Annotated in this window: 4 protein-coding genes; all 4 read left to right on the top strand. The window is 41.7% G+C overall.

Going from position 1 to position 22,203, the window contains the following annotated elements:
• Positions 1-75: 75 nt before the first annotated feature.
• A complete protein-coding gene (locus RMZ95_RS21895; RefSeq protein ID WP_322685195.1) occupies positions 76-5,907 on the top strand; it encodes an AAA family ATPase in 5,832 nt (1,943 codons plus the stop codon).
• 73 nt (positions 5,908-5,980) lie between these two features.
• On the top strand, positions 5,981-11,947 hold the full coding sequence (locus RMZ95_RS21890; RefSeq protein WP_322685196.1) for an AAA family ATPase: 5,967 nt from the start codon (positions 5,981-5,983) through the stop codon (positions 11,945-11,947).
• Between the two features lie 158 nt (positions 11,948-12,105).
• Positions 12,106-18,045, top strand: coding sequence for an AAA family ATPase (locus tag RMZ95_RS21885; RefSeq protein WP_322685197.1), 5,940 nt, complete (start codon positions 12,106-12,108; stop codon positions 18,043-18,045).
• A gap of 76 nt (positions 18,046-18,121) precedes the next feature.
• Positions 18,122-22,203 (top strand): ATP-binding protein (locus RMZ95_RS21880; RefSeq protein ID WP_409883418.1); only part of this gene is annotated, 4,082 nt, incomplete at its 3' end.

Genomic DNA, 22,203 nt, shown 5'->3' with positions numbered 1-22,203 from the left:
ATCTTTGCTGTTGTTTATCAAACACTTAATCTATCTGGGAACACTATATCTGTAAATCTCACTCTTTGAGCAGTTATGGTCAGCACTCTTGTTAGGATTCCCGGATATCACATAACTGAAGAACTCTACAATGGTTCGAGAACGCTGGTTTATCGAGGGTATCGAGAGAGTGACTCTTTACCAGTAACGATCAAACTGCTGAAAAATCCCTATCCGAGTTTTGGCGAACTCTTGTCGTTTCGCAATCAATACACCATTGCTAAAAATCTCAACTCACCGCTAATCGTCCAAAGCTATAGCCTTCAAGCCTATGAGAATGGCTATGCGCTGGTAATGGAAGATTTTGGCGGGATTTCTCTCAAAGAATGGGAACTCACAGGGAATCTACAATCTCTACAGGAGTTTCTAGAAATTGCGATCGCACTCTGCGACACCTTAGATTTACTCTACCGCGAGCGCATCATCCACAAAGACATTAAACCCAGCAATATATTAATTAATCCCGCAACCAAACAAGTTAAATTAATTGACTTTAGTATTGCATCTTTACTACCACAAGAAACGCAGACAGTAATCAATCCTAATGTATTAGAAGGGACACTTGCTTATATTTCCCCCGAACAAACAGGCAGAATGAATCGGGGGATTGACTATCGCACAGACTTCTATTCACTCGGCGTAACTTTCTACGAATTACTTACAGGAGAATTACCTTTTGCATCAAACGATCCGATGGAGTTGGTGCATTGTCATATTGCAAAACTTCCACTGCTAGTATATGACATTAACCGACAAATCCCATTTGTACTCTCGGAGATTGTCAATAAATTAATGGCGAAAAACGCCGAAAATCGATATCAGAGTGCGTTGGGATTAAAGTTTGATTTAGAAAATTGTTTAACTCAGTTACAAGTTTCGGGTAAGATTGAGAGCTTTGAAATAGCGAGTAGGGATGTGTGCGATCGCTTCATCATTCCCGATAAACTCTACGGCAGAGACATGGAGGTTCAAACTCTCCTGCAAGCATTTGAGCAAGTCAGCCTTGGCACAACAGAAATGATGCTGGTTGCTGGGTTTTCGGGGATTGGCAAAACTGCTATCGTCAACGAAGTGCATAAACCAATTGTCAGACAACGCGGCTACTTTATCAAAGGCAAATTTGACCAGTTTAACCGTAATATCCCGTTGAGTGCCTTTGTACAGGCATTCCGATATTTAATGGAACAATTGTTAAGCGAAACTGATGAGCAACTAGCGCAGTGGAAAGAGAAAATACTCTGTGCTTTAGGTGAAAATGGGCAAGTCCTAATTGAAGTCATTCCCGAACTAGAGCAGATTATCGGCAAACAACCAGCAGCCCCAGAACTCAATGGTAGTGCCGCCCAGAACCGCTTCAACTTGGTATTTGTAAAATTCATTGCTGCGTTCGCTACACTAGAACATCCGTTAGTGATGTTCCTCGATGATTTGCAGTGGGCAGATTCAGCTTCACTGAGTTTAATGCAAGTGTTAATGAGTCAAAGCGAAGTGGATTCCCTGCTAACAATCGGGGCATACCGAGATAACGAAGTCTTTCCCAGCCATCCGCTAATGCTGACACTGGAGGAGATGAAGAAAGCTGAGGCAACTATCAGTACCCTTACCCTCACCCCGTTAAGTCAATCTCAGATCGATTGTTTGGTTGCCGACACCCTCAGTTGTTCCACAGTTCTAGCACAACCCCTAGCAGAGTTAGTTTATCAAAAAACCAAAGGCAATCCCTTCTTTGCTACCCAATTTCTCAGAGCTTTACATCAGGAGAACTACATTACATATAACCTGCAAGTTGGACACTGGCAATGCGATATGGTGTCGGTGAAATTGCTCTCGCTTACTGATGATGTGGTTGAATTCATGGCGCAGCAATTACAAAAGTTGCCACAAACCACTCAAGAGATACTGAAGCTGGCTGCTTGTGTGGGGGCACAGTTCGATCTGGAAACATTGGCGATCGTTTCAGAACGATCGCCAACCGATGCAGCCACAGCATTGTGGAAAGCTTTGCAGGAAGGCTTGATTTTACCCACAAGTCAGATTTACAAGTTTTTTCAGGATGCCCAAAAGTCCCAAGGGGAGACAGTTAATCCGACCTATCGGTTCCTGCACGATCGCGTCCAACAAGCTGCTTATTCTCTGATTCCTGACGACCAAAAGCAAGCGACTCATCTCAAAATTGGGCAATTGCTGTTGCAAAATACTGCACCTGAAGCCATAGAACTGAATGTTTTTGATATTGTTAATCAGTTGAACAATGGAATTGCTCTGATAAATCGGATCGCCGATCGCTATGAGTTAGCGCAGTTGAATCTGATTGCTGGCAAAAAAGCAAAAGTTTCCACAGCTTATAAAGCAGCCATTAAATACTGTGCGATCGGTATGGAAATGCTTCCCGAAGATAGTTGGCAAACTGCCTACGACCTCACGTTTAAGCTTTATCGGGAATGTGCAGAATGCGAATACATCACAGGACGCTTTGACGAGGCAGAACGACTCTTCCATCAGGCATTACAGTACGTCGAGAATAAATTCGAGCTAGCAGACATTTATGGGCTGCAACTAGCTCTGAGATCCAATCAGGGAGAGAATTTACTCGCCGCTTATGAAGCTGCACTGAGTGGCTTGAGTGTTATGGGTATGAGCATTCCGGCAACCGATGCAGGTCAGCAAGCGCTAATTGCAACTACACTCCAGGAAATTCATTCCAAACTGGCAACTGTGCAACCCGCAGATTTATTCGATCTGCCTGCGATGACCGATCCGGCGAAGAAAGTATGTATGTCAATCCTCCCCGATTTATGGGGAGCTGCTTATGTTGGTGGCAATCAAGCGCTGACAATTCTCAGCATCCTGTTAATGGTTCAGACTTCATTCACCTATGGCAATGCCGAAAGTTCGGGTTGCGCTTATTGTTTGTATGGGATGATGCTCACAATTCAGGGAGACTATCGAAGTGCTTATGAGTTCGCTACTTTAGGGCAAAAGCTCGATCGCCAATTCAATAGCACCAAGTTCATTCCTAAAACCAATAACGTTTTTGGTCATACAATCAATCCCTACAACAGACCACTGGTGGAAAACATCGCAGTTTACCAACAATCTGTTCAGATTAGTTATGAAACAGGTGACATTGGGTTTGGCATTTGGGCAGTAATATGTCTGATTTGGACAATGCTGCTGAAGGGCGATTGCTTATCAGAGGTGTATGCCGAAACCGAGAAATACTTGAGCTATGTGCAACAAGTAAATAATGCGAACATGACGCTGACATTTAATCTCCAACAGCAATTTCTTTTGCACCTGCAAGGTTTATTAGAAGAACCCGATCTGCTAGTCGATCGCGGCGATCGCCAGATTGTCTGTCTTGATGCTTGGCAAAAGAATAATTTTGAAGCTGGGATCAATTGGTATTGCTTCTTGAAACTCCAGCTATTGTACTTGTACGGTCGCTATGCCGATGCCCTGGAAGTTGCTGCAATTGCTGAAAAAACCCTGGCTTCTAATCTTGGTCTGTTTCCGATCGTTTTATTCCACTTCTATTACCCACTTAGTTTAGCTGCACTTTATCTCCAAGCAACACCAGAGAATCAACAGCACTACTGGAATGTGATGCAGCAGCATCGGCAGCTGCTAGAAACCTGGGCCGAGACTTGTCCAGAGAACTTTTTGCATCAATCGCTGTTGCTTGGGGCTGAAATGGCGAGAGTTTCTGGTAACTACGCAGATGCGATCGCCTGTTACGATCGCGCCATTACCGCAGCCAAAGAAAATCACTTTAGCCAAATTGAAGCACTCGCCAACGAACTAGCAGCAAAGTTTTACCTGGAATGGGATAAGGAGCGGATTGCTCAGGAGTATATGATTCAAGCCTACTATGGCTATGTTCGTTGGGGAGCCAAAGCCAAGGTTGCTGATTTAGAAAAACGCTATCCTCAACTACTTGCTGCGATATTACAGCAAACCCGTTCTCCCCTTTCCATTAACGAAACCATCTTCGCTTTGGGGAGCGTTACATACACCAGTTCGGCCACTTCTAGCAGCAGTTCAGATTCCCTAGATTTAGCAGCTGTTCTCAAAGCTTCCCAAACTCTCTCAGAGCAAATCGAACTTGAAAAACTGCTTTCATCGTTGCTTAGAATCGTCATCGAAGATGCAGGGGCGGATAAATGCGTGTTGATGTTGTTGCGAGACGATCGCTTGTTGGTCAAAGGGTTAATTGTTGAGGGGTCACAACCAATTGTATTGCAGCGCATTCCCATTGAAGAGAGCCAAGATATTCCCCTGAAGCTGATTTACAAAGTCAAGCACAACAGGCAGACTGTTGTCCTGGTGGATGCGACAGCAGATCCCACCTTAGCCAACGATCCGTATATTGTTCGTCAACAGCCCAAGAGTATCTTGTGCAGTCCGATTTTGCGTCAAGGCAAGTTGATGGGCATTTTATATCTAGAAAATAATTTAGCAATGGGAGCGTTCACCAGCGATCGCGTCGAACTGCTGAATTTAATCTGCGCTCAAGCTGCCATTTCCTTAGAAAATGCTCGACTCTACCAACGTTCCTTAGAATATGCCCAACAGTTAGAGCGATCGCTTGCCGAATTGAGTGCGAGTAACTCTCGCTTTGAGAAACTTGTAGATAATGTTCCTGGCGTTGTTTATCAGTATCAGATATTTGCTGATGGTGCAATGTCTCTCACCTATATGAGTAGAGAATGTTATGAACTATACGAAATTACAGCCGAACAAGCGATCGCTAATGTGCAGTTGCTCTTGGAGAGAATGCATCCAGATGATGTCGCAAGTTACCAGCAGTCTGTTATTGACTCAATGCAGACCTTAACTGCTTTTGACTGGTCAGGGCGAATTATTACACTATCTGGGATGATTAAATGGATTCACTCCCAAGCCCGAATAGAACAAAAAGCCGATGGTACTATAGTTTGGGATGGGTTCTTGTTGGATATTAGCGAACGCCGAAAAGCAGAACTTGCTTTAGAGGAAAAATCGCTCTTATTACAACAGGCGCTAACCGATTTGCAAAACGCCCAATTACAAACGATCCAAAGTGAGAAAATGTCTGCTTTGGGTAATTTAGTTGCTGGTGTTGCTCACGAAATGAATAATCCTTTGGGCTTTATTGCTGCTAGTCTGCAACAAACTCAACCCATCATTGCCGATCTTACCGAACACCTGAAACTCTATCAAACAACTTTCCCAAATAGCAGTGAGGAAATTATTGACCATGCCGAGCAAATTGATTTGGAATATAGCTTAGAAGACGTATCTAAGGTAATTGAATCTATGACGATGGCGTGCAACAGGCTGAAAAAAATCAGCACTTCACTCTGTACTTTTTCTCGTGCCGATCAAGATTATAAAGTGCTATTTAATATTCACGAAGGTATTGATAGCACCCTTCTGATTCTCAAACATCGCCTCAAAGCTAACCAACAACGTCCAGCTATTGAGGTGATAACTAACTACGGTAATTTACCGCCAATTGAATGTTTTCCTGGACAATTAAATCAGGTATTTATGAATATTCTTGCTAATGCTATTGATGCAATAGATGAGTCGAATATTGGACGCAGTTTTCAGGAAATTCAAACAAATATTAATTGCATTACAATTAATACTTCACTGGCAAATAGTGTTGTAAAAATTACCATTGCTGATAATGGCAAAGGAATAAGCGAATCAGTTAAACAAAAGATTTTTGAGCATTTATTTACTACAAAAGCTGTGGGAAAAGGTACGGGGTTGGGGTTGGCGATCGCTCGACAAATCGTTGAATCAACCCACGGCGGTAAATTGAGTTGCAACTCTGTTCTTGGTGAAGGTACAGAATTTGTGATTGAATTTCCAGTGTAATTTTTGGCTCGTTTAGTAAACAACTTCAAACATCTGGGAATACTAAATCTGGAAGTCTTAAAGATTTAGCAGTATGGTTAGCACTCTTGTCAATATTCCTGGATACAAGGTTAGCGAAGAACTCTACAATGGTTCTAGAACCATTGTTTATCGAGGATATCGAGAGACTGACTCATTACCTGTAGTTATTAAACTACTGAAAAATCCTCATCCGAGTTTTGGCGAACTCTTGTCGTTTCGGAATCAGTACACCATAGCTAAAAATCTCAACTCACCGCTAATAGTCCAAACTTATAGCCTAGAACCCTATCAAAATGGCTATGCGCTAGTGATGGAAGACTTTGGGGGGATTTCCCTCAAGGAATGGGGAATCAAGGGAAGGGGAAAATCTCTACAGGAGTTTTTAGAAATTGCGATCGCACTATGCAATACCTTAGATATACTCTACCACGAACGGATTATTCACAAAGACATTAAACCTAGCAATATTCTGATTAATCCCGAAACCAAACAAGTTAAATTAATCGACTTTAGTATTGCATCTTTACTACCACGAGAAACCCAAACGCTAGTCAATCCCAATATCTTAGAAGGAACACTCGCTTATATTTCCCCAGAACAAACAGGAAGAATGAATCGGGGGATTGACTACCGAACTGATTTTTATTCTTTGGGTGTGACATTTTACGAGTTACTTACAGGAAATTTACCTTTTGCATCAAACGAGCCAATGGAATTGGTGCATTGTCATATTGCTAAACTTCCACAAATTTTAAAAAATAGAGAAGATATTCCCCAAGTTATTTGCGATATTGTAATGAAATTGATGGCAAAAAATGCCGAAGATCGATATCAAAGTGCCTTGGGACTGAAGTTTGATTTAGAAAAATGTTTGTCTCAGCTACAAGTTTATGGTAAAATTGAAGGTTTTGAAATTGCACAGCGTGATGTGTGCGATCGCTTCATCATTCCTGATAAACTTTATGGACGAGAAACCGAAATATCAACCTTATTACAAGCCTTTGAGAGAGTCAGTCTTGGTACAACAGAAATGATGCTGGTAGCAGGTTTTTCGGGAATTGGAAAAACTGCGGTTGTCAACGAAGTTCATAAACCGATTGTTCGCCAACGCGGTTATTTTATCAAAGGCAAATATGACCAATTTCAACGGAATATTCCCTTCAGTGCATTTGTACAAGCATTCCGGGATTTAATGGGGCAATTGTTAACCGAAAGTGATGCGCAGATTCAGGAATGGAAAAGCAAGATTTTAGATGCTGTTGGGGAAAATGGACAGGTAATTATTGAAGTCATTCCCGAATTATCAAGAATTATTGGCGAACAACCACCCGCCATAGAATTATCAGGAACGGCGGCACAAAATAGATTTAATTTATTATTTCAACAATTTACCCAAGTTTTTACCAGTGTCGAACATCCATTAGTGATGTTTTTAGATGACTTGCAATGGGCAGATTCGGCATCATTGAAGTTAATGCAGCTATTAATGGCTGATACAAAACATCTTTTGTTAATTGGTGCATACCGCGATAATGAAGTCAATCTAGGACATTCATTAATGTTGGCTTTGAGTGAAATCAAAAAAAACAAAGCGACGATTAATACAATTACTTTAGCACCACTGAGTCAACTCAAAGTGAATCAGTTAGTTGGTGACACACTTAAATGTGCAGAAACTTCAGCATGGACTCTTTCTCAATTAATCTATCAGAAAACTCAAGGAAATCCGTTTTTTGCAATCCAGTTTCTCAAAGCATTGCATCAAGAAAATCTGATTCAATTTGATATTGAATTAGGCTGTTGGCAATGTGACATTACCCAAGTGATGACTCAAGCCGTTACAGATGATGTTGTTGCCTTTATGGGTTTTCAATTACGAAAACTAGCGCTATCAACTCAACAGATGTTACAGCTAGCTGCTTGTATTGGGAATCAGTTTGATTTAGCAAGTTTGGCAATTGTTTCTAAACAATCTCAAATCGAAACGGCTGCGGCTTTGTGGAAAGCATTACAAGAAGGGTTGATTTTACCTAATGGTGATGTTTATAAATTTTATCAAGATTCGTCATTGGTCATCCCTTCTCTACGAGACGCTACGCGTAGCTTGCTTCCCCGTAGGGGTACGGCTCCGCTCAGGGCGAGTGGTCAGTGGTCATTAGAAAACAGCGAACGAATGACAAAGGACATAGGACAAAGGACAGCTTATTATAGATTTTTACACGATCGCGTCCAACAAGCCGCTTATTCTCTGATTCCCGATGACCAAAAACAACTGACACACTTAAAAATTGGACAATTGCTTTTAAGTGTAATGAGCGAGACAGAAAAAGAGGAAAAAATCTTTGAAATTGTCAATCAATTAAATAAAGGAGCCGATTTAATTGTTGTAGAAACTGAACGTGAGGAATTAGCAAAGCTAAATCTAGTTGCTGCCCAAAGAGCTAAATCTGCAACCGCTTACGTCGCAGCAATTGAATACGCCACTAAAGGGATACAACTTCTCCCAACAAGTTGTTGGCAGCAATGCTATGAACTAACGTTAGCTTTGCATGATTTAGCCGCAGAAGTAGCCTGTCTGAGCGGTGATTTTAGGCAAATGGAGCAGATAGTTGACGAAGTAGTGCAAAATGCCCGTCAATTACTAGACAAAGTGAAGGTCTATGAAGTGAGAATTTTGGCCGAGGTAGCCCAGAGTCAACAGCCCAAAGCTATTAAAACCGCTCTTTCGATTTTGGAATTATTTGGAGTATTGTTTCCACAGCCGACTGACGCAGATATTACTGAAAGTTTGCAACAGACTCAAGATGTATTAAAAGGAAAACATTTAGAAGATTTCTTGGAACTGCCAGAAATGACAGACTTCCAAGCCCTGGCAGCGATCCGAATTTTAGCGGCGGTGACAGCAGCAGTCTATCAAGCGGTTCCAGAATTACTGCCATTAATCGTGTGTAAGCAGATTAGGTTATCAGTAGAATACGGTAATGCTGCGGTATCAGCACAGGCTTATGCTTGGTATGGAGTAATTTTGTGTGTTATTGGAGAAATAGACTTAGGCGATCGCATTGGCGAACTGGCAATGGGACTACTATCACGCTTCCAAAGCAAAGAATTTAAAGCCAGCACGATTAACATGGTTTATCCCTTCGTGAAACCTTGGAAACATCATATTCAAAATTCACTTGCTCCTTTGCTCGACGGATACCATAGCGGTCTGGAGATGGGTACTTTAGAATATGCTGCCTACTGTGCCTACAATTACTGTTCGCTTTCCTTTTTTCTCGGAAAAGATTTATCAATCCTAGAACCAGAGATGAAGGTTTACAATCAGGCATTGGCTCAACTCAAACAGGAAGTTGCTCATAATTATCTGAGAGTCTTTTACCAATCCGTCTTAAATTTACTCGCCGAGAGCAAGTGTCCTTGGGAAATTCAAGGTGTAATCTATGACGAACAAATCATGTTGCCCTTGCATCAAAAGGCAAACGATCTTTACGCAATGGGAACACTGTATATCAATAAATTAATTCTTTGTTACTTGTTTAATGAATGGGAACAAGCTATCAAAGTGGCGGCTGATGCCAAACAATATTTAAGTGGAGTATCCGGCTGTTTTATGGTGCCGGTGTTTGACTTTTATGATTCATTGACTCATCTGGCGATGTTACCCAACACTCAAGGTAAAGAATGCCTCCCCCAGCAAGTTGTTGACAACCAGAAGAAGCTCAAACAATGGGCAAACCATGCACCCACAAACCATTTACACAAATTTTATTTGGTTGAAGCAGAGCAGTATCGGGTATTGGGGCGGATGTATGAAGCAATGGATTACTACGATCGCGCGATCGCCTCTGCCAAAGAAAACACATATATCCAAGAAGAAGCACTAGCGAATGAACTTGCTGGCAAATTTTACCTCAACTGGGGGAAAGAAAAACTCGCCCAAGCATATATGCAAGAAGCATATTACTCTTACGCACGTTGGGGGGCAAAAGCCAAGGTTGCCGATCTGGAAAGACGCTATCCGCAACTGCTAGCCCCTATCTTCCAGCACACCCATACTCCCTTCTCCACTAGCGAAACAATCTTCTCGTTAGCAAGTGTTACACCCACGAATTCCGGCACTTCCCACAGTAGTAGTGTTTCTGTTGCTTTAGATTTAGCTGCTATTCTCAAAGCCTCTCACACTCTTTCCGGCGAAATCGAATTTGAAAAACTGCTTTCATCGTTGCTTGAAATCGTCATTGAAAATGCTGGGGCTGATAAATGCGTGTTTATGCTGTTGCGAAACGATTCGCTAGGCGATACCAAAGGCGAACGTCTGCTAATTAAAGGGTCAATTACCGTGGGGATGCAGCCAGTAGTGTTACAACGCCTTCCCGTTGAGGACAGTCAAGACATTCCCCTGAAGCTGATTTACAAAGTGAAGCACGATAGACAGACTGCTGTGATAGTTGATGCGATCGCCGATCCAACCTTAGCCAACGACCCCTATATCATACGTCAGCAGCCGAAAAGTATCTTGTGTAGCCCGATTTTGCATCAAGGTAAATTGATGGGCATTTTATATCTAGAAAATAATTTAGCAACAGGGGCGTTCACAAAAGATCGCGTCGAACTGCTCAACTTGCTGTGTACTCAGGCGGCAATTTCTTTGGAAAATGCCCGACTTTATGAGCGATCGCTAGAGTATTCCCAACAGCTAGAGCGATCGCTTGAGGAGTTAAGCGCCGCCCAGTCTGTCTTGCAAGCATCCCAGCAAAAACTCCAGCTATTGGTTCAGCAAACTCCATTAGCAGTCATCGAGTGGGATACCAATTTTCAGGTTACTGACTGGAACCCAGGCGCAGAAAGAATCTTTGGCTACAGCAAACAAGAAGCTTTGGGTTGTGACTTCAAATTCATCATTCCTGAAATAATTCAAGCAGAAATGGAGCAAGTAAGCGTCGAAATTATATCGCAGGAGGGCGGCAATTACAGTATCAATGAAAATGTGACAAAAGATGGTAAAATTATCATTTGTGCTTGGTATAATAATCCGCTTGTAAATGCAGATGGCGAGTCAATCGGAGTTGCTTCCCTAGCAGATGATATTACAGAACAACAAGTTGCGCTACGCGATCGCAAAGTTGCTGAAGTCCAACTTCAACAAAAAGCACAAGAGCTAGAAACTGCTTTACAAAACCTGCAACAAGCACAATTACAAATGGTGCAAACTGAGAAAATGTCTGCACTCGGAAACTTAGTTGCTGGTGTAGCTCATGAAATGAATAATCCCCTTGGTTTTATTGCTGCTAGTCTCAAACAAGCGAAACCTACTATCGCTGATATTGTTGAACATCTCAGACTATATCAAGAAAGTTTACCCAACAAAAGCGATGAAATCGAAGACCACGCCGAAGAAATCGATTTGGATTATAGCTTAGAAGACTTACCCAAGATGATTGATTCTATGTCTATGGCGTGTGACAGGCTAAAGAACATCAGCACCAGTTTGAGAACTTTCTCTCGTGCCGATCAAGATTACAAAGTACCTTTCAATATCCACGAAGGCATTGATAGCACAATTTTAATTCTCAAACATCGTCTCAAGGCCAATGAACAACGTCCGGCGATTCAAGTTGTTGCAAACTACGGTAATTTACCTCAAGTAGAATGTTTCCCCGGTCAATTAAATCAGGTATTTATGAATATTTTCGCTAATGCTATTGATGCATTAGATGAATCTAATCATGGACTCAGCTTTGAAGAAATTAAAGCCAATCCTAACTGCATTACAATTACAACCTCAGTCGAAAATAATCTAATTAAAGTTTCCATTACTGATAATGGCAAAGGGATGAACGAATCAGTTAAACAAAAAATATTTGACCATTTATTTACGACGAAAGCTGTTGGTAAAGGTACAGGATTGGGACTTGCGATCGCTCGTCAAATCGTTGAAGAAACCCACGGTGGCAAATTAAGTTTTAATTCGGTTCTGAGTCAGGGTACAGAATTTACGATTGAAATTCCGGTATGAATCTCGGATACTCCTTGTTCGCGCCGCGTTTCGTAAAGAATGGATGGGATTAGCGCCGATTTTCTTTGAGTCTAAATCCTGAAAATTTCAAGTCGGGGAGCGACGGGTTCGCTTGATATCTGGGAACACTATATCTGGAGTCTTAAAGATTTAGCAGTATGGTTAGTACGAGAGTCAATATTCCCGGCTATAAGGTTAGCGAAGAACTCTACAATGGTTCTAGAACCATCGTTTATCGAGGGTATCGAGAGACTGACTCATTACCCGTAACGATCAAACTGCTGAAAAATCCTTATCCGAGTTTCGGCGAACTTTTGTCGTTTCGCAATCAGTACACCATAGCAAAAAATCTCAACTCACCTCTGATCGTTCAAACTTATAGCCTAGAACCGTATCAAAATGGTTATGCGTTGGTAATGGAAGATTTTGGGGGGATTTCTCTCAAGGATTGGGGAGTGGGGAGAAACTTAGAATCTTTGATGGAGTTTTTAGAAATAGCGATCGCACTGTGCAACACCTTAGATATATTGTATCGCGGCCGGATTATTCATAAAGATATCAAACCCGCCAATGTTTTAATTAATCCAGACACCAAACAAGTTAAATTAATTGACTTTAGTATTGCATCCCTACTACCACGGGAAACTCAAACACTGATGAATCCCAATGTCTTGGAAGGGACACTTGGTTATATTTCTCCCGAACAAACAGGAAGAATGAATCGGGGGATTGACTATCGGACTGATTTCTATTCTTTAGGTGTCACTTTTTATGAACTACTTACGGGTGAGTTACCGTTCCATTCAAACGATCCGATGGAGTTGGTACATTGTCATCTAGCAAAACTTCCACCATCTTTTCAGGAAGTTAAAAATGAAGAGATTCCGCAAGTGTTGTCAGATATTGTCATGAAATTAATGGCAAAAAATGCTGAAGATCGCTATCAGAGTGCATTAGGACTGAAATTTGATTTAGAAACTTGTTTATCTCAACTCCAAGAAACTGGTGAAATTAAAAGTTTTCCAATTGCTCAACGGGATCTGTGCGATCGCTTTATTATCCCTGATAAACTTTATGGACGAGAAACAGAAGTAGAAACTCTCCTGCAAGCATTTGAGCGCGTTAGTACAGGTGCGACAGAAATGATGCTGGTGGCTGGTTTTTCGGGTATTGGGAAAACCGTTGTAGTTAACGAAGTTCATAAACCAATTGTCAAAAAACGCGGTTATTTTATCAAAGGGAAATATGACCAATTTCAACGAAATATTCCCTTTAGTGCTTTTGTGCAAGCCTTCCGCGATTTAATCGGGCAATTATTAACCGAAAGCGATGCTCAAATTCAGCAATTTAAAACCAATATTTTAGCGGCTGTGGGTGATAATGGACAGGTAATTATTGAAGTTATCCCGGAATTAGAAAGAATTATTGGTCAGCAACCACCTGCTACAGAATTATCAGGAACTGCCGCCCAGAATCGGTTTAATTTATTATTTCAGAAATTTACCCAAGTCTTTACCAGTGAAAAACATCCATTGGTGATGTTTTTAGATGATTTACAATGGGCAGATTCAGCATCGTTGATGTTAATACAGTTATTAATGGCTGATACCAAACATCTTTTCTTAATTGGTGCTTATCGTGATAACGAAATCAATTCAGCACATCCATTAATGTTGACTTTGAATGATATCCAAAAAACAGCAGCCACAATTAATACGATTACTTTAGCGCCTCTGAGTCAATCGCAAGTAAATCAATTAGTTGTTGATACACTGAAATGTACAAAAGATTCGGCATTACTTGTTTCTCAATTGGTATTTCAGAAAACTCAAGGTAATCCGTTTTTTGCCATCCAGTTTCTCAAGGCACTACACCAAGATGGGTTAATTGAATTTAACTTTGAATCAGGATATTGGCAATGTGATATTACCCAAATCAATCAGCAAGCAGTTACAGATGATGTTGTGAATTTCATGATATTTCAATTACAAAGACTGCCTAAATCAACTCAAAAAGTGTTGCAGTTAGCTGCTTGTATTGGCAACCAATTTGATTTAGCAACTTTGGCAATTGTTTCGCAAGAATCAGAAATTGAAACGGCTGCTAGTTTATGGAAAGCTTTACAAGAAGGGTTGATTTTACCGATTAGTGATGTTTATAAGTTTTATCAAGATTCGTCATTGGTCGTCCCTTCTCTACGAGACGCTACGCGTAGCTTGCTTCCCCGTAGGGGTACGGCTTTGCTCAGGGCGAGTGGTCAGTCGTCATTAGAAAAGAGCGAACGAATGACAAAGGATAAAGGACAAAGGACAGCTTATTATAGATTTTTACATGACAGAGTACAACAAGCTGCCTATTCTCTAATTCCCGATCGTCAAAAACAAGCAACTCATCTCAAAATTGGTCAATTACTTCTCCAAAATTCCTCTCAAATAGAACAAGAAGAAAAACTGTTTGATATTGTTGGACATTTGAATTTAGGGCAAGAGTTAATCACTCAATTAAGCGAACGAGAAGCCTTGGCTCGGCTTAACTTCGCAGCAGGAGATAAAGCCAAAAATTCTACCGCTTACGCTGCTGCTAGAGCCTATTTACAAACTGGAATTGAGCTACTTACAGCGAATTGCTGGCAAGAACAATATGAATTGACCCTGAGTCTCTACGTTGCCGCCACCGAAGCCGCCTACTTGAATGCTGACTTTGATGGCATGGAACAGATCGCAGTACAGGTGTTGAAATCAGCCCAGACGATTTTAGACAAAGTTAAAATTTACGAAATTCAAATTGCTGCCCAGACTGCCCAGACCAGAATATTAGAAGCGATCGCAGTTGGCAGAGATGCACTCTTTCAATTGGGGATTGAACTCCCCACTGCACCTGACGAAGCCAAAATTGGCAAAGTACTACAGACTGTAGCCAGCCTTCAAAGCGGCAGAGGGATTGAAGAATTAGTCGATCTACCTATCATGAGCGACCGCCAAACTCAGGCAGCTATGCAACTCTTAGGAATATTATTTTCACCGATTCTACAGGCAATGCCCGGATTACTGCCCATACTGAGCGCAACGATGGTGAGTTTATCACTCCAGTTTGGGAATGCACCTGCATCAACGGTGGGGTATATGATTCACGGTATGGTGTTGTGTGCCTTTTTGTCAGAAGTGAAAACAGGCTATAGCTTTGGGCGATTAGCAATGAATTTGCTTGACCGATTTAATGTCGGGGAATTCAAGTGTAAGATTCTACTTCTGTTTGCGGCCTGGATTCAACATCATCAGGAATCTCTCAGGGCAACGATGCTGACGATGAAAGATGGCTATGCGACTGGTATGGAAACTGGTGATTTTCTCAACGCTGGCTATAACTCGCTCAATTACTTCATTGCCAAACTTTTTGCTGGGGTAGAACTGGACATTTGGGAACCCGAAATAGCAGGTTACAGGGCTGTCTTAGTGCAGGTAAAACAACATTCTGCCCTGACTTATTTGGATATGATGCAGCAGACTGTGGAGAACTTGAGGGAAGCCCGTATTCTGTCGGATTGCTTAATTGGCACTGCCTACAATGAAACAGCAATGCTTCCTAAGCACCATCAAGACAAGGATCTCTCGGCGATCGCTATTGCTTATATTTACAAACTGATACTTGCCTACTTTTTTGGTAACTACACGGCTGCCCTAGACTATAACGCCCAAGCCAAACAGTATTTGATGGCAGTATCAGGCATGATTTTTATTCCCATTTTTCATTTCTATGCAGCCCTGACGCATTTAGCGCTCTTGCTGGCACAGCCAGAGCCAAAGCAAGCCGAATTTCTCGCTTTGGTAGAAACCCATCAAACCACTTTGCAGCAATGGGCGCAAAATGCTCCCATGAATCATCTACATAAATGGCATTTAGTTGAGGCTGAAAAACAACGAGTGTTGGGCAATAAAGCAGAAGCACTTGAACATTACGATCGCGCCATCTCCCTCGCCAAAGAAAACGAATACATTAACGAAGAAGCACTTGGCAACGAACTAGCAGCAAAATTTTATCTCGATTGGGGTAAAGAAAGAGTTGCCCAAGCATATATGCAAGAAGCATACTACTGCTACGCTCGTTGGGGTGCAAAAGCCAAAATAGAAGACTTAGAAAAACGCTATCCCCAACTACTCCAATCGATTCTGCAACAGCAACGAATCAACTTCAATACCTTAGAAACTATTAGCTTTCGCGGCACTTCCTCATCTACTCGCACTTCTACCACTGGCAGTACTGGTATTTCCCAGACATTAGATTTTACCTCTGTTCTTAAAGCCGCTCAAGCTATCTCCGGTTCTCTGGAATTAGATCGACTCATTGCCAGCTTGACCCAGATTATCCTAGAAAACTCTGGCGCGAAGAAAGTTGTACTAATTCTTCCCCAAGATGAGGACACTGCCGTGCGGGGAGAACCCTTATTGAAGAAAGTATCTGGTGATAATTGGCAAGTTAGGGCAATTACCTTTATCAATCATGACCAAATACAAACCATTCTGGAACCACAATCACTCGCTAATTGTCAAGAGATTCCTGCAAAAATTATCAATTACGTCAAAAATACTCAACAAACAGTTGTTATAGACAATTGCAAAACAGATACCATTGGGTTGATTGGGGAATATATGCAGCGAACCCAACCCCAGAGTGTATTATGTACCCCGATTCTTAATCAAGGGCGTTTAGTAGGGATTCTTTACCTAGAAAATCAACTGACTCAAGGCGTATTTACTAGCGATCGCCTTTCCATTGTAAATTTCCTCTGCACTCAAGCTGCAATTTCTTTGGAGAATGCCCAGTTATATAATCATCTCCAAGAGCGAGAAAAGTTCCTCAATAGTATTTATGAAGGTGTTGGCTGTCTTATTTTTGTGACTGATATCCGTGATAATGGTAGGTTTGAGTATACAGGATGGAGTAAATCGTGCGAATTAGCGGTTGGTATACCTGCTTCCCAAGTGCTGGGTAAAACTCCGCAAGAATTAATGGCTCCTAATGAAGTTGCAGCAATCGAGCAAAAATATCTGCATTGTTTCCAAATTGGAACACCGATCACCTATGAAGAATGTTTAACATTTAATGACCAGAAAATTTGGTTTTTAACCACACTCAGCCCTTTAAAAGATGAGACGGGCAAAGTTTATCGCGTAGTTGGGACAACGATTAATATTAGCGATCGCAAACAAGCTGAATCAGCAGTTACAGAAAAATCTCAAGCACTGGGAACAGCCTTAGAAGATTTACAACAAGCGCAATTACAAATTGTTCAAAATGAGAAAATGTCTGCACTGGGTAATTTAGTTGCTGGTGTAGCCCATGAAATGAATAATCCTTTGGGCTTTATTGCTGCAAGTCTCAAACAAACTAAACCCACTATTGCCGATGTTGTGCAACACTTGAAACTTTATCAAGAAAGTTTACCTAATCCGGGTGCTGAAATTATTGACCATGCAGAAGAAATTGACTTAGATTATAGTTTAGAAGATTTACCAAAAGTAATAGATTCAATGGTGATGGCGTGCGATCGCCTGAAAAATATCAGTACTAGTTTAAGAACTTTCTCCCGCGCTGATAAAGATTACAAAGTGGCATTTAAAATTCATCAAGGGATTGAAAGTACAATTTTAATTCTCAAACATCGTCTCAAAGCCAACGATCAACGTCCAGCAATTGAAGTAATAACCGATTATGGCAATTTGCCTGAAGTTGAATGTTTTCCTGGACAATTAAACCAGGTGTTTATGAATATCCTAGCTAATGCCATTGATGCCTTAGATGAGTCGAATAATGGGCAAAGTTTTGCAGAAATCCAAAAAAAACCTAACAAGATTACAATTAAAACCTCATTGCAAGACGATCGAGTTACAATAACGATTGCTGATAATGCTAATGGCATGAATGAAACAGTCAAACAAAAGATATTTGACCATTTGTTTACAACCAAATCTGTGGGAAAAGGAACGGGTTTAGGATTAGCGATCGCCCGTCAAATTGTGGAATCAACCCACGGCGGCAAATTGTATTGCAACTCTGTTATCGGTGAAGGTACAGAATTTCTCATTGAAATTCCGGTGTAAATTTTTATTCTGGTTCCTAAATAGCTTGAGATATCTGGGAATACTATCTCTGTAAATCATCACTTTTTCAGCAGTTATGGTCAGCACTTTTGTGAGAATTCCTGGATACCGCTTAATTGAAGAACTTTACAATGGTTCGAGAACACTCGTTTATCGAGGATATCGAGAAACTGATTCCTTAGCGATAGTCATTAAACTACTGAAAAATCCCTATCCCAATTTCAGCGAACTCTTATCGTTTCGCAATCAGTATACCATTGCCAAAAATCTTAATTCACCTTTAATAGTTCAAACTTATAGCCTAGAACCTTATCAAAATGGCTATGCACTGGTGATGGAAGATTTTGGCGGGATTTCTCTCAAAGAATGGAAATTCACAGGGAATCTACAATCTCTACAGGAGTTTTTAGAAATTGCGATCGCTCTGTGCGACACCTTAAATTTACTTTACAAAGAGCGCATCATCCATAAAGATATTAAACCCAGCAATATATTAATTAATCCCGAAACCAAACAAATTAAATTAATTGACTTTAGTATTGCATCACTTTTACCAAGAGAAACCCAAACCCTCGTCAATCCCAACGTGTTAGAAGGAACACTTGCTTATATTTCTCCCGAACAAACAGGCAGAATGAATCGAGGGATTGACTATCGCACAGACTTCTACTCACTCGGTGTAACTTTTTATGAATTCCTCACAGGAGAGTTACCTTTTGCCTCCAACGAACCTATGGAGTTGGTACATTCTCATATTGCAAAACTTCCAGAGAAATTGACGAGCAAAACAAAAAAAGAAATTCCACAGGTGCTTTCAGATATCGTCATGAAGTTGATGGCGAAAAACGCCGAAGATAGATATCAAAGTGCATTGGGGTTGAAATTTGATTTAGAAAAATGTTTACATCAACTACAAATTTCTGGTAGGGTTGAAGGCTTTGAAATAGCGCAGCAGGATGTGTGCGATCGCTTTCTCATCCCCGATAAACTCTATGGACGAGAAACCGAAGTTGAAACTCTATTACAAGCCTTTGAAAGAGTTAGCCTTGGTGCAACAGAAATGATGCTAGTCGCTGGGTTTTCCGGCATTGGAAAAACAGCGGTCGTCAACGAAGTTCACAAACCTATTGTCAAGCAACGCGGTTATTTCATCAAAGGAAAATTCGACCAATTTCAACGGAATATTCCCTTCTTTGCTTTTGTCCAAGCATTTCGAGATTTAATGGGGCAATTATTAACCGAAAGCGATCTCCAGCTAGAGCGATGGAGAAAGCAAATATTAGCAGCACTTGGAGAAAATGGACAAATAATTATTGAGGTGATTCCCGAACTAGAGCGCATTATTGGCAAACAACCTTCTGTACCCGACCTTTCTGGCAGTGCTGCTCAAAATCGCTTCAACTTACTGTTTGAAAAATTTATTCAAGTGTTCGCCACAAAAGAACATCCTCTAGTCATATTTATTGATGACTTGCAGTGGGCAGATTCGGCATCGCTGAAGTTGATGCACCTGTTGATGAGTAAAGCTGATAATCAGTATCTCTTGACGATCGGCGCATACCGGGATAACGAAGTTTCACAAGCTCATCCATTGATGTTGACGCTGCAAGAGCTGGAAAAAGCAAAGGCAACCATCAATACTATTACTCTAGCTCCCCTGAATCGGGCATCGATAAACCAGTTAGTTGCAGATACGCTTAGTTGTTCTCTAAATTTGGCGTTACCGTTGACCGAACTGGTGATGAGCAAAACAAAAGGTAATCCCTTCTTCACCACACAATTTCTCAAAGCATTGTATGAAGATGGATTAATTACCTTTAACTTTGACGGTAACTATTGGCAGTGCGACATTACTCAGGTGCGATCGCTCTCGCTCACTGATAATGTCGTAGAGTTTGTGGCAGTGCAACTAAAGAAAATGCCACTAAAAACCCAAACAATTCTCAAATTGGCAGCTTGCATCGGGGCGCAGTTTGATTTGAATACTCTAGCAATTGTTGCAGAACAAACCCAAACAGACGTAGCGGCAGCGTTATGGAAAGGCTTGCAAGAAGGGTTAATTTTACCAATTAGTGAAGTTTATAAGTTTTACCAACAAGAGTCATTAGTCATTAGTCATTTGTCATTCGTAGACGAAGTACAACCAGCGCTCGATGAGCGAGAACAATTGACAGTTGCTTACAAATTTTTACACGATCGCGTCCAGCAAGCCGCCTATTCCCTGATTCCTGACGATCGGAAAGCTTCGATCCATCTGAAAATAGGTCAACTGCTGCTCGACTATACATCGGACATAGAACAGAACAACAAATTATTTGATATCGTCAATCACCTGAACAGGGGATTGAAATTGGTCGTTGAACCCGCAGAACGAGAGAAAATTGCCCAGTTAAACGGACTCGCCGCAAAAAAAGCCCGGTCTGCAACCGCCTATGAATCTGCTATAACCTATGCAACTACGGGAATCACGCTGTTAACCCCTGATTGCTGGCAAAGTCAGTATGAATTGGCACTAATGCTGCACGAATTAGCGGCGGAAAATGCCTTTCTTTCGAGAGATTTTGAGCAAATGGAACGTTGGTCTTACATCGTGTTGCAGCAAGCGAAGACGCTGCTCGATCGGGTGAAAATCTACGAAATTCAAATTCAAAATCATACATTGCAGCATCAACTGTTAGAAGCGAGCGACCTGGCGAAACAAGTGTTAAGTCAATTAGGTATTCAATTGCCCGATTTCCCCACGCAAGAGGATATCCAGCAGGGATTTCAGAATACAGTCAACTTGTTGGCCGATAGAGCGATCGAGGAGTTATTATACCTGCCTCCCATGACGGCAGGTGAACCTCTAGCAGCGATAAAAATTGCCGCCAGCGCTGCATCAGTTATTTATATTACAAATCCATCCTTATATCCATTACTAATTCTGTCGCAGGTGAATGCCTCGATTCAATACGGCAATGCGCCATTCTCTGCCTTCTTTTATGCCCACTATGGTCTGCTCTTGAATGGCATTTTAGAAGACATAGAAGCGGCAGATCGAGCTGGCAAGCTAGGGTTAGCGGTCATCGAAAAACTCAATGCTAAGGAAGTTGAATGTAGAACCCGCGTTATAGCAGGGGCGCTGGTTCTGCATGGAACTACTCATCTGCAAACGTCAGTGCAAGTTCTACGGGAAGGCTACCAAATTGGATTAGACACCGGAGATTTGGAATTTGCAGGTTATGCCGCACTTCATAGCTGCAAAAATGCCTACTTCAGCAGTCAGGAACTCGGAACGCTGGAGCAAGACATCAACGCCTACAGTCAGATGCCAAAGAATCTCAAACAGGTTCAGACGTTTAACTACTTTCAAATGCTCGGACAGGCGGTTTTTAACCTGTTGGGCAACGCTCAGAATCCCCAGCTTTCTGTGGGCGATCTGTGCGACGAGGCGCAGTTGCTACCCCAGTTGTTGGCAGCGAACGATCTAATGGGGCTTCATTTCTTCTATCTGCACAAACTGATTCTTGGCTACTTGTTTGGTGAAACGGCACAATCCCTGTTAGAGATTGCGACTGAGGGCAGACAGTATTTAACAGCAGGGGCAGGTCTTGTTACGGTGCCAATCTTTTACTTCTATGACTCTCTTGCTGCTTTAACCGGAGATTGTAGTGAGGATTCTGATTTGGCCGATTGCTTGCAACGGGTAGCAGAGAATCAGGCAAAGTTGCAGAAGCGATCGCACCATGCACCGATGAACTACTTGCACAAGTGGCATTTGGTCGAAGCAGAAAAGCATCGAGTGTTAGCTGAAAAAGCTGAGGCGATCGAGCAGTACGATCGCGCCATTGCTGTTGCTAAAGAACACGGTTATATCCAAGAAGAAGCACTTGCCAACGAACTAGCCGCCAAATTTTACCTCGACTGGGGCAAACAGCGCATTGCCCAAGAATACATCACAAACGCTTACTACGCCTATGCTCGCTGGGGAGCGAAAGCCAAAGTCGCCGACTTGGAAAAACGCTATCGGCAATTACTTAGCCCCATATTACAGCAAACCCGTTCGGCGCTCTCAACTAACGAAACTATCTTCGCTTTGGGGACTGTCACCTCCACTTCTACGAGTTCTAGCAGTAGTGTCTCAGATATCCTAGATTTAAAAGCGATTCTCAAAGCCTC

The organism is Nostoc sp. DedQUE07 (assembly GCF_034530975.2).
Taxonomy (GTDB): Bacteria; Cyanobacteriota; Cyanobacteriia; order Cyanobacteriales; family Nostocaceae; genus Nostoc.
The sequence above is the reverse complement of the archived record's forward strand: the minus strand, read 5'-3'. Positions and strand labels throughout refer to the sequence as shown.

Excerpts from the sequence above, each read along its gene's own strand:
- RMZ95_RS21890 (WP_322685196.1), top strand. The coding sequence starts at position 5,981 with ATGGTTAGCACTCTTGTCAATATTCCTGGATACAAGGTTAGCGAAGAA.
- RMZ95_RS21895 (WP_322685195.1), top strand. The coding sequence starts at position 76 with ATGGTCAGCACTCTTGTTAGGATTCCCGGATATCACATAACTGAAGAA.
- RMZ95_RS21885 (WP_322685197.1), top strand. The coding sequence starts at position 12,106 with ATGGTTAGTACGAGAGTCAATATTCCCGGCTATAAGGTTAGCGAAGAA.